Origin of the sequence: Janibacter alkaliphilus (assembly GCF_013408565.1) — a bacterium.
Classification (GTDB): domain Bacteria; phylum Actinomycetota; class Actinomycetes; order Actinomycetales; family Dermatophilaceae; genus Janibacter; species Janibacter alkaliphilus.
The window spans coordinates 2,739,153-2,751,518 of record NZ_JACBZX010000001.1 but is presented as its reverse complement, the minus strand read 5'-3'; the positions used below and the strand labels follow the sequence as shown (position 1 = coordinate 2,751,518).

Sequence of the window (12,366 nt, the reverse complement as noted above, 5' to 3'; positions counted from 1 at the left end):
CTGCACCGCTGGCTGTGCAGTCCCGGGTGCACGCCGCAGCGCCTCAGCGCACGAGGCGGGTGAGCAGCCGGTCGAGCTCGGCGGCCGGGTCAGCGGCGAGCCCCGAATGCACCGGACCGGGACGCACCACCGTCGAGCGCGGGGCGCTGAGCCAGCCGAAGCGGCGCACGTCGCTGCCCAGTCGGGGGCGCCCGCCCCCTTCGACCCCGTCGGCGACCTCGCAGACCACCCGCAGCGCCTGCTCGACCTCGACGAGGTCGAGGTCGGGTGCGAGGGCGGCCAGGCGGGCGGTGTCCACGTGGAAACCGGCACCGAGGTAGTCCGCCTCCTGGCAGCGCAGCACGATCCCGACGTTGACGAACTCCTCGCGGTCGGCGACCGGCACCACCCGCAGCACGACGTAGGCGTAGGGCAGCAGCGCGCTCATGAGGACCCTCCGGGCAGCCAGTGCTGCGGCGCGGCGAGCCGGGCGCGCAGGTGCTCGACGTAGGCCTCGCGCACGCCGTCGGCGGTCGGCAGCGCCTCGCTCGTCTCCAGCCACTCCTGCGGCACGAGATCGACCACCGCGCGCAGCGCCGGCTCGGTGAGCGTGGCAGCCGCCCGCTCCTGCTGGGCGGCGAGCTGCCCGGCGGGGACCAGCTCGGCGAGCACGTGCTCGCTCGCGTCGAAGGGCAGCGCGGCGAAGCGGGCGGCGTCCGGGGCCCGGCGTGCCCACGCGTGGTGGACGTACAGCGCAGCGCCGTGGTCGATCGCCCACACCTCGCGGTGCCAGAGCAGCAGGTTGGGGTTGGCCCAGGTGCGGTCGACGTTGGCGGTGAAGGCGTCCAGCCAGAGGATCGGCGCGGCCACCTCGGCCGCCGCCGGGCGGGAGCCGTCGTAGCCGAAGGAGCCCGGGAGGTAGTCCACGCCGAGGTTGTCGCCGATCGAGGCGGTGAGCAGGTCCTGGACCTCCTCGTCCGCCTCGTAGCGGGCGATCGCCCGGGGCAGGTCGAGCACGACCATGCGGGGCACGGCGACGCCCAGCAGCCGGCCGATCTCGCCGACGATCACCTCGGCGACGAGCACCTTAAGCCCCTGCCCGGCGCCGCGCAGCTTGGCCACGTAGGTGCCGTCGTCGCTGGCCTCGACGACGCCGGGCAGCGATCCCCCTTCGCGCAGGGGGACCGCGTAGCGGACGGCGGCGACGCGTTCGAGCACGGCGGCAGCCTACGAGGTGGCTCAGCCGGCGGGCGCCGTGGTCACCTCCTCGCGGGGCCGGGCACCGAGCCGGTCCTGCAGGAAGGCGAGCTGGTCGGCGAGCATCCGCTGCTGGCCCTCGCCGGTGTAGACGTCGAAGTGGTCCACCGGGTAGGAGCGCAGTTCGGCGCCGGCCTTCTCCGCGGCCCGACGGGCCGCTGCCGGTGGGGCGGTGCGGTCCTGGTCGCCGACCTGGACGAGCAGCGGGAAGCCGACCCGCCGGGCGTAGATCGTCGGCCGGTTCAGGCCCACCTCGAGGCAGGCGCGGGCGCAGACCTCGTTGCGCCAGGTGGGGCCGGCGATCTCGGTGTAGCCGGCCAGCGCGCCGGGGGCGGTGAGCACGCCCAGCTCGCCGGGCTCGGCGGCGATCGGGACGCGGTGCGGCTCTCGCCGGCGCACCGCCCGCCCGAGGTCGCGCAGCCCGTGCCCGGTCAGCCGCAGCAGCGGGGCCAGGCCGTCGCGCCGGGCGATGAGCGCCAGCGCAGCCGCGCCGTCCGTGGCCGGGGTCATCGCGATGGCCGCGGCGACCGCCCCGTCACGGGTCCCGACCGGCAGCACGTGCCCGCCGGAGTAGGACGTGCCCCAGAGCACGATCCGGCGCGGGTCCACCCCGGGCAGCCGCCGGGCCGCGGCGATCGCCGCGTGGTAGTCGGCGCGCTGGCGCCGGTAGGCGACGTCCTGGCGGGGCTCGCCGGTGGAGTCGGCGAAGCCGCGGTAGTCGAAGAGCAGCACCGCCAGACCGGCCTCGGCGAAGCCCTCGGCGAAGGCGAGCAGCCCGGTGTCCCGGGTGCCGCCGAAGCCGTGCGCCATGACCACGCACGGGCGGCCGTGCTGCCCGGCGAAGGCGTCACCCTCGCCGGGGAGGTACCAGGCGCCGCACCGCTCGCCTGCGCTGGTGACGCTGGTCTCGCGGAGCATCAGGCCACCGCACCCACGGACGCGCGGCTGCCGTCGTCGGCCCGGTCCCGGTCCCGCTGCTGGTCCAGCCGGGTGAACTCGAGCATCTCGTCGTCGACCTGCGGGTCGAGCAGCATCTTCTTGTCCTTGCCGTAGTGCATCTCCACCCGCCACGGCGCCTCGGTGCCCTGCCGCGGCAGGGTGTCCTTGGCGCGCTGCACGTATCCGGACTGCAGCGAGTCGAGCATCCCGGAGTCCAGCGCGCTGCCGCGCAGGTCGCGGGGGACGACGACGTCGTAGCCGTGGCGGTCCATGTGCGTCATGAGGTTGCACAGGTACTCGGCGGCGATGTCCGACTTCAGCGTCCACGGCGCGTTGGTGTAGCCGAAGATCCAGCCGTAGTTGGGCACGTCCTCGATGAGCGTCGCCTTGTACGTCAGCTGGTCGTGGAAGATCCGCGGCTGCCCGTCGACGGAGATCTCCATGCCGCCGAGCATCTGGATCTGCAGCCCGGTGGCGGTGACGATGATGTCGGCCTCGAGCTCCTCGCCGGAGGCGAGCCGGACACCGGTCTCGGTGAAGGTCTCGATCTGGTCGGTGACCACCGAGGCGGTGCCGGCCCGCAGCGCCTTGAAGAGGTCGCCGTCGGGGACGGCGCACAGCCGCTCGTCCCACGGCATGTAGCGCGGCGAGAAGTGCTCCATGTCGACGTCCGGGCCGACCTGGTGGCGGACCTGGGCGAGCAGGGCGCGACGCATCGCCGTCGGCCAGCGCTTGCAGGCGAGGTAGAGGCCGCGCTGGATGGCGACGTTGCGCCACCGGCCGAAGCGGTAGACGGTCTCCTCGGGCAGCACCCGGCGCAGCTGCTCGGAGATCTTGTCGAAGGCGGGCAGCGAGAGCACGTAGGAGGGGGAGCGCTGCAGCATCGTCACGTGCCCGGCGGTCTCGGCCATCGCCGGGACGAGGGTGACCGCGGTGGCCCCGCTGCCGATGACGACGACCCGCTTGCCGGCGTGGTCGAGCTCCTCCGGCCAGTGCTGCGGGTGGATCAGCTCGCCGGTGAAGCGCTCCTCGCCCGGGAAGGCGGGCCGGTGCCCCTCATCGTGGTTGTAGTAGCCGGTGCAGCTGATGAGGAAGGAGCAGGTGAAGGTCCGGGTCTCACCGGTGGCCTCGTGCAGCGCGGTGACCGTCCAGGTGGCGTCCTCGCTGGAGAAGTCGGCGCTGAGCGTCTTCAGGCCGTGGTGGATCTCGTCGGTGATGCCCCGCTCGCGGGCGGTCTCCTCGATGTACTCACGGATGGAGCCGCCGTCGGCGAGGATCTTCAGGTCGTCCCAGGGGCGGAAGGCGTAGCCGAAGGAGAACATGTCGGAGTCGGAGCGGATGCCGGGGTAGGTGAAGAGATCCCAGGTGCCGCCGACGCGCTCGCGGCGCTCGAGGATGCCGAGGCTGCGCTCGGGGTGCGTGTCGGCCAGGTGGGCCGCGGTGCCGATGCCGGAGAGGCCGGCGCCGATGATGAGGACGTCGAAGTGGGTGCGGTCGTTCGCGGACGCGTCGCCGGGGGCCTGGGGGTGGGCCGCGGTCTCGACGCCGTTGTCGATGTCGGTGCTCATGCATCTACTGTGATCGCCGCCATACCTGAGGTCTTGACACCGTGCGACATAGTCTTGACATCAGACGACACCTCGACGGACGGCGAGGGGAGCGGGATGGCGAACCTCATCCGCTCCACCAACCTCTGGGGCTACGCCGAGCTGGTCCGCGACCTCGGCGCCGACCCGGCCGCTTTCATGACGGTGGCCGGGATCCGCCCGGGGATCGAGCACGAGCCGGACGCCTTCGTCCCCTTCGCCACCTTCTGCGCCCTGCTGGAGCGCACCGCGGCCGAGCTGGGCTGCCCGGACCTGGGGCTGCGGATGTCCCGCCGGCAGGGGCTGCCGATGCTCGGGCCGCTGGCGGTGGTCGCCCGCAACGCCGCCACGGTCCAGGAGGGATTCGCCGCGATCGGTCGCTACCTCTACGTGCACAGCCCGGCGCTGCAGCTGAGCCAGGTGCCCGCCGAGGATCCCGGGCGGGTGCGCTGCCTCTACCGGATCACCGAGCCACCGACGACGGGCGAGCACCTGCCGTACGAGATGAGCATGGGCAACGCCGCCGGCATCCTGCGGATGCTCGCGGGGGAGGGGGCCCGGCTGTCGCTGGTGTCCTTCCAGCACGGGCGCGTGGCCCCGACGTGGGCCTACGAGGAGGCGCTGGGCTGCCCGGTGGCCTTCGGCGCGTCCTGGTGCGGCTTCGAGGTCACCACCGAGCTGGCCGAGCGCCGCATCGACCACGCCGACCCGCAGACCGCGCGGGTCGCCACGGCCTACCTCGAGGCGACCTATCCGAGCGTGCGGGCCAGCACCACCGAGACGGTGGCCGGGCTGGTGCGTCGGCTGCTGCCCACCGGGCAGTGCACGGTCGAGGTGGTCGCCGACCAGCTGAGCCTGCACCCGCGGACGCTGCAGCGGCGGCTGCGCGCGGAGGGCGGCGGCTTCGCCGAGATCGTCGACGCCCAGCGCCGCGAGCTCGCCGTGCACCACCTCGCCGACCCCGAGATGGCCCTGGCACACATCGCCTCGCTGCTGGGCTACAGCGAGCAGAGCGCCTTCACCCGCTCCTTCCGGCGCTGGTACGCGACCTCGCCGCGGGCCTACCGGGCCGCGCTGGCCGGGTGATCCCGGGTCGCACCCACCCCTGAGGCAGAGCACGACGAAGGCCCCGACCGAGGATCGGTCGGGGCCTTCGTCAGATGGTGTCCGAGGGGGGACTTGAACCCCCATGCCCTAATACGGGCACTAGCACCTCAAGCTAGCGCGTCTGCCAATTCCGCCACCCGGACGAGTGGGGCGAGCGGCCCGGGGAGGGCTGCGCACCGAGGAGAAAAGGTAGCACGCAGCGCCGGAGCCGACCGAATCACCGGGCGGCGCCGGACCCGTCGCGGGCCGGCGTGGCGCACACTGTGCCCATGGCAGTGCTGCCGATCTTCCCGCTGGGCACCGTCCTGCTGCCCGGGGGCCACCTGCCGCTGCAGATCTTCGAGCCGCGCTACCTCACCCTGCTGCAGGACCTGCGCGAGCGGGAGCCCGCCGAGCGCCTCTTCGGGGTGGTCGCCATCCGCCGCGGTCACGAGGTCGGCGCCGGCCGGGCCGAGGACCTCTTCGCCGTCGGCTGCACCGCCCGCGTCGAGGCTGCCGACGTCGTCCGCGAGGAAGGGCGCCCGCACACCATCCGGATCGCCACCACCGGGGTGCGCCGCTTCCGCCTCGACGAGCTCGTCGACACCGGACGGCCATACCTCACTGCGGAGGTCACCGCGCTGAGCGACGACGAGAGCGTCACCCGCGCCGAGGCCCGGCGCCTGGCCGAGCGACTCGTCGTCACCTTCGCCAGGTACCAGCGCGCGGTGGGCAGCCCGGAGACCCTGGTCACCGGCCCGCTGGAGCGGGTCGCCGCCCAGGTCACCCAGGCGATGCCGCTGCCGGTGCGAGAGAGGCAGCAGATCCTCGAGGCCGGCGGCGACGGCGAGCGGCTGCGGGCCGCCCTGGCCCTGGTGCAGCGCGAGCTCGGCATCGTCACCACCTTCCGCGCCGTGCCGGTGCCCCGCGGCGAGGCCAACCCGAACTGACCCGCCCCGCCGCCCTCAGCGCCCACGCCGACGGCCCCTACAGTGGCGGCATGAGCGAGCAGGCCACCAGCACCGATCCCGAGGACGAGGTCGTCCGCATCTGCCGCGACCTCATCCGGATCGACACGACGAACTACGGCCCGGACGTCGCCGGGCCGGGCGAGGCCGAGGCCGCCGACTACGTCGCGGCGCAGCTGCGCGAGGTCGGCCTGGAGCCGCAGCTCTTCGAGTCAGAGCCGGGCCGGGTCAGCGTCGTCGTGCGCATCCCCGGCCAGGACCGGGAGCGCGGCGGGCTGTGCCTGCACGGCCACCTCGACGTCGTCCCGGCCAACGCCGAGGACTGGAGCGTCCCGCCCTTCGAGGCCGTCGAGAAGGACGGGTGCATCTGGGGCCGCGGCGCCGTCGACATGAAGGACATGGACGCGATGATCCTCGCGAACGTGCGCCGGATGGCCCGCGACGGCGTCGTGCCGCCCCGGGACCTGCTGGTCATCTTCTTCGCCGACGAGGAGGCCGGCGGCGACCTCGGCAGCCACTTCCTCGTCAAGGAGCACCCCGAGCTCTTCGACGGCATCACCGAGGCGATCAGCGAGGTCGGCGGCTACAGCGTCACCGTGCCCACCCCCGAGGGCGGCCAGCAGCGGGCCTACCTGCTGCAGACCCAGGAGAAGGGGATCGCCTGGCTCACCCTCACCGCCCAGGGACGGGCCGGGCACGGCTCGGTGCCCAACGACGACAACGCCATCGTCCACCTCGCCGAGGCGCTGACCCGGATCGCCGCGCACAAGTGGCCGCGGGAGTTCATCGTCAGCGTCCGCGAGCTGCTCGACCGGCTCTCCGAGATCACCGGCACCGCCTACTCCGACGAGGACCTCGACGAGCTCGTCGGGCACCTCGGCGGCGCCGAGGGCTTCGTGCGCGGGACCCTGCAGGACACCGCGAACGTCACCATGCTCGACGCCGGCTACAAGCACAACGTCATCCCGCAGCACGCCGAGGCGCGGGTGGACTGCCGCTACCTGCCCGGCCACGAGGAGGACCTGCTGGCGACCATCCGCGAGCTGGCCGGCGACCGGGTCGAGGTGCGGGTGGAGCACAGCGACATCGCCATCGACGCCCCCTTCGAGGGGGACCTCGTCGAGGCGATGACGGCGGCGCTGACCACCGAGGACCCCGGCGCGGAGATCCTGCCCTACTGCCTCTCCGGCGGCACCGACAACAAGGCCCTCTCGCTGCTGGGGATCACCGGCTACGGCTTCGCCCCGCTGCGGCTGCCGGCCGACATCGATTTCGCGCCGATGTTCCACGGGATCGACGAGAAGGTGCCGGTGGAGAGCCTGCGCTTCGGCACCCGGGTGCTGGCGCGGCTCATCGACACCTGCTGAGGCGCCGGTCAGACCGGGCGCGGGTCAGCTGCTCGGGCTGAGGGTGCGCGGGTGCGGCACCCGCAGGATCTTGCGGCGCAGCCACGCCTTGCGGCCGCCGCCGAGGTAGGTGATCGTCCGGTGCAGCTCCCAGCGGCCGTACTCGGCGTGGTCGGCCAGGGCCTGACGCACGTCGGCGCGGGTCGTCTCCCGGGAGAAGTGCAGGACACGGAACTCGTACTCGGTCATCGTCGGCCATTCTGGCCCACGGGCGGTACGGTCGTGCCATGCCGTCCGACCCGCGCCCTGAGCTCAACAAGCTGATCGCCGCGCTCGAGCGCCACCTCGAGGCCTCCTCCCAGCGTCGCGGGGAGGACGACCCGCGGGTGATCGCCGCCTACGAGGACCTCGCCGACGCCTTCGAGGCCTACGACGACGCCCTGCACGAGGCGACCGGCGAGATGACCCCGCTGATCGTCGTCGACGAGCAGCTCGCCGACGAGATCGTGGGCGAGGACCGTGACCGTAGCGGTCAGGGCGACGACGAGGACTATGACGAGGACGAGGACGAGCAGTCCTACTCCGGCCTCGACGACGAGGACTACGACGCCGACGACCGCCGCTGAGGCTCGCCGCCGCGCGCGTCCGCGCGACGCTGCCGGTCGCGCTCCTGCTCGGCCCGTAGCCGCTCGGTGAGCGAGGGGCCCAGCCATCCGGCCCGGTGCAGCACGACGTAGAGGCCCAGGCAGATCAGCAGCATGAAGCCGATCGCCAGGTAGTAGCCGTAGTAGACCTCCCGGCCGCCGACGGTGACGCTGGCGGTCAGCTCGGGCATGACTTGGAAGTTCATCCCGTAGATCCCGGCGACCAGCGTCGGCAGGGCGGCGATGCCGACCCACGCCGAGATCCGGCGCATGTCCTCGTTCTGCCGCACCCCCAGCTGGGCCAGGTGGGCGCTGAGCATGTCGCTGAGCAGCCGGCTCTGGCTCTCGGTGTTGTCGATGACGAGGTTGAGGTGGTCGGCCACGTCGCGGTAGTAGAGCCGCATCTCCTCCATCGGCACCGGGCTGGAGGGGCCCAGCAGCAGCCGCATCGCCCGCTGCAGCGGCAGCGCCGCCCGCTTGAACTCCAGCACCTCGCGCTTGAGCCGGTAGATCTGCTCCGAGGTCACCCGTCGGTCGGCGGAGAAGATGCCGGCCTCCAGCTCCTCGAGGTCCTCCTGCACCCGGTCCTCGATGTCGAGGTACTGGTCGACGATGAGGTCGAGGATCGCCCAGAAGACGCCCCACGGCCCCTGCGCCAGCGCCTCCGGCTGCTCGTGCTCCAGCCGGGAGCGCAGCCCGTCCAGCGGGGTGGCCTCGCCGAGCCGCACGGTCAGCAGCACGTCCTCCTCGAGGAAGACCATGAGCTCACCGGACTCGATGTCCTGGGTGTCCTCGAGGTAGCGCAGCGGCCGCAGCACCGCGAAGTAGCCGCCGTCGTAGCGCTCCAGCTTGGGACGCTGGTCGCCCTGGACGGCGTCCTCGACGGCCAGCGGGTGCAGGTGGAGCTGGTCGCCGACGACCCGGTCGAAGGTCTCGGTGCTCGGGTCCTTCAGGCCGACCCAGAGGAAGTCGCTGCTCGGCGCCCCGGAGCCGGTCGGGTCCGGTCCGTCGCCTCCGGCGGCGCTCGACGGGGTCGCATTCTCCGCCTCCGCCTCGGCCCGACGATGACTGCGGATGGCCTGCAGCTCGGCGTGGATGTCCTGGCAGCCGGTGCGCTGCCCGTCGCGGTAGCGGGCCTGGTCGACGATCACGCCCCCAGTCTCGCCGGACGGCCACGATCGCGCACGTATCCTGCCGCCCGTGCCCTACTGCATCCTCGCCCGCCACGGCCGCTCCAGCGCCAACACCGCCGGGGTGCTGGCGGGCTGGACCCCCGACGTCGCCCTCGACGACACCGGCCGGGAGCAGGCCACCGACCTCGCCGACCGGCTCGCCGAGGTGCCCCTGGTGCGGGTGGTGACCTCTCCGCTGCTGCGCTGCCGGCAGACCGCGGAGCCGCTGCTGCGGGCCCGCGGGATGCAGGATCAGCAGCACGAGGGCCTGGCCGAGTGCCGCTACGGCGCCTGGACCGGGCGCCCCCTCAAGGAGCTCGCCGCGGAGCCGCTGTGGCGCACCGTGCAGGACGACCCGGAGAGCGCCGCCTTCCCGCCGGGGGAGGAGTATCCGGCTGAGTCGCTGCGCCAGATGTACCACCGCGCGGTGGCGGCGGTGGCCGAGATCGACGCGGAGGTCGCCGCCGAGCACGGCCCGCACGCCGCCTGGCTGGCGGTCTCGCACGGCGACGTCATCAAGGCGGTGCTCGCCGAGGCCGCCGGCGGCGGCCTGGCGCACCTGCAGCGCCAGCACGTCGACCCGGCCTCGGTGTCGGTGGTGCAGCGCCGCGAGGGTCGCTCGATGCTGCTGCGCACCAACGACACCGGCCGGCGGCTGACGATCGCCCCGCCCGAGGCCGGGCGGGACGGCGACGCCGTCGTCGGTGGCGGCGCGGGCTAGGGTCGGAGCATGACCGTCGTCGAGTTCGACCCGCCGCAGCGCTTCGTCGTGGGCACCGTCGGTCCTGCCGGTGAGCGGACCTTCTTCCTGCAGGCCAGCAGCCACGAGCGCCGGGTGCATGTCGCCGTGGAGAAGGTGCACGCCCAGGTGCTCGCCGAGCGGATCGGCGAGCTGCTCGACCAGCTCGCCGGCACCGAGTCCACGGTGGCCGCGGCTGCCGAGGCCGCGGACAACGCCCCGCTGGACACCCCGATCTCGGAGGACTTCCGGGTCTCGGCCATCTCGCTGGCCTGGGACGAGGACCGGCACGTCGTCGTCATCGAGGCCCACGACCACGACCCGGACGAGGTGGGGGAGCAGGCCGCCGGCGAGGCGGCCGACCTCAACACCCTTCGGGTCGTGCTGGACCCGGCCCAGGCCCGCGCCTTCGCCCGGCGCTGCGAGACCGTCGTGCAGGCCGGACGGCCGTCCTGCCCCTTCTGCGGCGGCCCGATCGACCCCGACGGCCACATCTGCCCGCGGGCCAACGGCTACCGCCGCTGAGCGTGGAGGAGGGCGCGCTGCGCGACGGCGAGCTGGAGCTGCTGGGGGCGCACCCGCGGGCCAGCAACCTGGCCGTGCTCGCCGAGGTCGTCACGGACCAGCGCCGCATCCCGGTGATCTACAAGCCGGTGGCCGGGGAGCGCCCGCTGTGGGACTTCCCCGACGGCACCCTCGCCGGGCGCGAGGTGGCCACCTACGTCGTCTCCCGGCTGGGCGGCTTCGACCTCGTGCCGGAGACGGTGCTGCGCGACGGGCCGCTCGGGCCCGGCGCGGTGCAGCGCTGGGTGGGCGAGCAGCCGGTCACCGCGCCGAGCCCCATCACCGTCACCGACCCGGACGAGGTGCCGGCAAGCTACCTCCCGGTGCTGCACGGCGAGGACGAGGTCGGCGACCCCGTCGTGGTCAGCCACCCGGACAGCGCGCCGCTGCGCTCCCTGGCCGTGCTCGACGCCGTGCTCAACAACTCCGACCGCAAGGGCAGCCACGTCCTCGACCGCGACGGCGCCACCCTCGGCATCGACCACGGCGTGTGCCTGCACGCCGAGCCCAAGCTGCGCACCGTGCTCTGGGGGTGGGCCGGAGAGCCGATCGCCGACGCCGACCTCGACCGGCTCCGCCGGCTGGCTGAGGCCATCGCCCCAGGGACCGACGGGGAGGCCGAGCTCGACGAGCTGCTGACGATCTCCGAGGTGGCCGCGCTGCGCGAGCGGGTGGAGGCGCTGCTGAGCTCCGGTCGGCACCCGCAGCCCTCGGGGGACTGGCCGTCGGTGCCCTGGCCGCCGCTCTAGGCCGCCGCGCCGGACCCCGCACCGGGTCGGCGACGGAGGCGGTCGGTGCGGCTGGTTAGGGTGACCCCGTGAGATCGTGGCCGCGTCCGACCCTGCCCACCGTCGACGGCGAAGGGGTCCCGCTGCGGCTCCACGACGTGGCCCGCGACGAGGTCCGCCCCGTCGAGGTACGTGGCGACCACGCCCGGCTCTACGTCTGCGGGGTGACCCCCTACGACACCACCCATCTGGGGCACGCGGCGACCTACGTCACCTTCGACCTGGTGCACCGGGCGCTGCTCGACGCAGGGCACGAGGTGAGCTACGTGCAGAACGTCACCGACATCGACGACCCGCTGCTGGAGCGGGCCGCCCGGGACGGGATCGACTGGCGTGAGCTGGCGCAGGACCAGACCGGTCTCTACACCGAGGACATGGCGGCCCTGGCGGTCATCCCGCCGGACCACCTCGTCGGGGTCGTGGAGTCGATGGAGGTCATCGTCGCCGCCGTCACCGCGCTGCGCGAGGAGGGTGCGACCTACGAGGTGGTCGACGAGTCCACCGGGGCCCGGGACACCTACCTCGACCTGTCGGTGACCGCCGGGGCCGGGGTGCTGTGCCACCTGCCGCGGGAGGAGATGACCGTGCTCTCGGCCGAGCGCGGCGGGGACCCGGAGCGCCCCGGCAAGCGCGACCCGCTGGACCCGCTGCTGTGGCGCGGCGCCCGGGAGGGCGAGCCGGCGTGGCCCGGCGGGGTGCTCGGCGACGGTCGCCCGGGCTGGCACATCGAGTGCACCGCGATCGCCATGCACCACCTGGGCCCGCAGATCGACGTGCAGGGCGGCGGCAGCGACCTGGTCTTCCCGCACCACGAGATGTCGGTGCTGCAGGCCGAGGCGATCACCCACGACCCGCCCTTCGCCGGGCACACCACGCACCAGGCGATGGTCGGCTACGACGGCGAGAAGATGAGCAAGTCCAAGGGCAACCTCGTGCGGGTCTCGACGCTGCGTGCCGAGGGGCACGACCCGGCGGCGATCCGGCTGGCGCTGCTCGGGCACCACTACCGCACCGACTGGGAGTGGACCCCGGAGGATCTGCCGGCCGCGGAGAGCCGGCTGGCGCGGTGGCGCGAGGCCTTCGCCCGGCCGGGCGGACCCGCCGCCGCCCCGACCCTGGAGGCCGTGCGGGCGCGGACCGCCGACGACCTGGACACGGTCGGTGCCGTCGCGGCGGTCGATGCCTGGGTCGACGCTGCGCTCAGCGAGACGGCCGACCCGACGTCGCCGGCCGACCCGGCGGCGCCCGGTGAGGTCGCGGCGCTGTGCCGGGCGCTGCTCGGCCTGCCGCTCTGACGC

Annotated in this window: 14 protein-coding genes and 1 tRNA gene; 8 read left to right on the top strand and 7 right to left on the bottom strand. The window is 73.7% G+C overall.

Annotation, left to right across the window (positions count from 1 at the left end; genetic code table 11):
• Positions 1-43: 43 nt before the first annotated feature.
• From BJY28_RS13125 to BJY28_RS13110, 4 genes are read right to left on the bottom strand one after another with little or no spacing between them, the layout of a single operon-like run.
• A complete protein-coding gene (locus tag BJY28_RS13125; RefSeq protein ID WP_179463397.1) occupies positions 44-427 on the bottom strand; it encodes a DUF3037 domain-containing protein in 384 nt (127 codons plus the stop codon).
• On the bottom strand, positions 424-1,197 hold the full coding sequence (locus tag BJY28_RS13120; protein WP_179463396.1) for a HipA family kinase: 774 nt from the start codon (positions 1,195-1,197) through the stop codon (positions 424-426). Before BJY28_RS13120 ends, BJY28_RS13125 begins: the two co-directional genes overlap by 4 nt.
• 21 nt (positions 1,198-1,218) lie before the next feature.
• Positions 1,219-2,154 carry an alpha/beta hydrolase gene (locus BJY28_RS13115; protein ID WP_179463395.1) on the bottom strand — a complete coding sequence of 312 codons (936 nt, stop codon included), beginning with the start codon at positions 2,152-2,154 and terminating at the stop codon, positions 1,219-1,221.
• A complete protein-coding gene (locus BJY28_RS13110) occupies positions 2,154-3,743 on the bottom strand; it encodes a flavin-containing monooxygenase (RefSeq protein WP_179463394.1) in 1,590 nt (529 codons plus the stop codon). The genes BJY28_RS13115 and BJY28_RS13110 overlap by 1 nt, the downstream gene beginning before the upstream one ends.
• Before the next feature lie 96 nt (positions 3,744-3,839).
• Here BJY28_RS13110 and BJY28_RS13105 point away from each other — a divergent pair, with 96 nt between their 5' ends.
• Positions 3,840-4,847: an AraC family transcriptional regulator gene (locus BJY28_RS13105; protein WP_179463393.1), complete on the top strand. Its 1,008-nt coding sequence runs from the start codon at positions 3,840-3,842 to the stop codon at positions 4,845-4,847.
• Positions 4,848-4,922: 75 nt separating this feature from the next.
• On the opposite strand, the gene BJY28_RS13100 is transcribed toward BJY28_RS13105, so the two are convergent.
• Positions 4,923-5,011: transfer RNA gene (locus BJY28_RS13100), tRNA-Leu, on the bottom strand.
• Positions 5,012-5,137: 126 nt separating this feature from the next.
• Between BJY28_RS13100 and BJY28_RS13095 the strand changes: the two genes are divergently transcribed.
• Positions 5,138-5,797: an LON peptidase substrate-binding domain-containing protein gene (locus BJY28_RS13095; RefSeq protein ID WP_179463392.1), complete on the top strand. Its 660-nt coding sequence runs from the start codon at positions 5,138-5,140 to the stop codon at positions 5,795-5,797.
• Between the two features lie 50 nt (positions 5,798-5,847).
• A complete protein-coding gene (locus BJY28_RS13090) occupies positions 5,848-7,182 on the top strand; it encodes a M20/M25/M40 family metallo-hydrolase (RefSeq protein ID WP_179463391.1) in 1,335 nt (444 codons plus the stop codon).
• A gap of 24 nt (positions 7,183-7,206) precedes the next feature.
• On the opposite strand, the gene BJY28_RS13085 is transcribed toward BJY28_RS13090, so the two are convergent.
• Positions 7,207-7,410 carry a DUF5703 family protein gene (locus BJY28_RS13085; protein WP_179463390.1) on the bottom strand — a complete coding sequence of 68 codons (204 nt, stop codon included), beginning with the start codon at positions 7,408-7,410 and terminating at the stop codon, positions 7,207-7,209.
• Positions 7,411-7,448: 38 nt separating this feature from the next.
• Here BJY28_RS13085 and BJY28_RS13080 point away from each other — a divergent pair, with 38 nt between their 5' ends.
• Positions 7,449-7,787, top strand: coding sequence for a primosomal protein (locus BJY28_RS13080; RefSeq protein WP_179463389.1), 339 nt, complete (start codon positions 7,449-7,451; stop codon positions 7,785-7,787).
• On the opposite strand, the gene BJY28_RS13075 is transcribed toward BJY28_RS13080, so the two are convergent.
• Positions 7,763-8,956 carry a CorA family divalent cation transporter gene (locus BJY28_RS13075; protein ID WP_179463388.1) on the bottom strand — a complete coding sequence of 398 codons (1,194 nt, stop codon included), beginning with the start codon at positions 8,954-8,956 and terminating at the stop codon, positions 7,763-7,765. The two genes, BJY28_RS13080 and BJY28_RS13075, sit on opposite strands and share 25 nt — an antisense overlap.
• A gap of 49 nt (positions 8,957-9,005) precedes the next feature.
• On the opposite strand from BJY28_RS13075, the gene BJY28_RS13070 reads away from it, so the two are divergent.
• From BJY28_RS13070 to mshC, 4 genes are all read left to right on the top strand, one after another.
• Positions 9,006-9,698 (top strand): MSMEG_4193 family putative phosphomutase, encoded by a 693-nt coding sequence (locus BJY28_RS13070; protein WP_179463387.1) that lies wholly within the window; start codon positions 9,006-9,008, stop codon positions 9,696-9,698.
• Between the two features lie 9 nt (positions 9,699-9,707).
• Positions 9,708-10,241 (top strand): DUF3090 domain-containing protein, encoded by a 534-nt coding sequence (locus BJY28_RS13065; RefSeq protein WP_179463386.1) that lies wholly within the window; start codon positions 9,708-9,710, stop codon positions 10,239-10,241.
• A gap of 2 nt (positions 10,242-10,243) precedes the next feature.
• Positions 10,244-11,029, top strand: coding sequence for an SCO1664 family protein (locus tag BJY28_RS13060; protein ID WP_343037112.1), 786 nt, complete (start codon positions 10,244-10,246; stop codon positions 11,027-11,029).
• 68 nt (positions 11,030-11,097) lie between these two features.
• Complete coding sequence (gene mshC / locus BJY28_RS13055; RefSeq protein ID WP_179463385.1) at positions 11,098-12,363, top strand: cysteine--1-D-myo-inosityl 2-amino-2-deoxy-alpha-D-glucopyranoside ligase; 1,266 nt, start codon at positions 11,098-11,100, stop codon at positions 12,361-12,363.
• Positions 12,364-12,366: the final 3 nt, after the last annotated feature.

Coding starts and splice junctions, on each gene's coding strand:
- BJY28_RS13125 (WP_179463397.1), bottom strand. CDS start 427: ATGAGCGCGCTGCTGCCCTACGCCTACGTCGTGCTGCGGGTGGTGCCG.
- BJY28_RS13115 (WP_179463395.1), bottom strand. CDS start 2,154: ATGCTCCGCGAGACCAGCGTCACCAGCGCAGGCGAGCGGTGCGGCGCC.
- BJY28_RS13110 (WP_179463394.1), bottom strand. CDS start 3,743: ATGAGCACCGACATCGACAACGGCGTCGAGACCGCGGCCCACCCCCAG.
- BJY28_RS13105 (WP_179463393.1), top strand. CDS start 3,840: ATGGCGAACCTCATCCGCTCCACCAACCTCTGGGGCTACGCCGAGCTG.
- BJY28_RS13095 (WP_179463392.1), top strand. CDS start 5,138: ATGGCAGTGCTGCCGATCTTCCCGCTGGGCACCGTCCTGCTGCCCGGG.
- BJY28_RS13090 (WP_179463391.1), top strand. CDS start 5,848: ATGAGCGAGCAGGCCACCAGCACCGATCCCGAGGACGAGGTCGTCCGC.
- BJY28_RS13085 (WP_179463390.1), bottom strand. CDS start 7,410: ATGACCGAGTACGAGTTCCGTGTCCTGCACTTCTCCCGGGAGACGACC.
- BJY28_RS13080 (WP_179463389.1), top strand. CDS start 7,449: ATGCCGTCCGACCCGCGCCCTGAGCTCAACAAGCTGATCGCCGCGCTC.
- BJY28_RS13065 (WP_179463386.1), top strand. CDS start 9,708: ATGACCGTCGTCGAGTTCGACCCGCCGCAGCGCTTCGTCGTGGGCACC.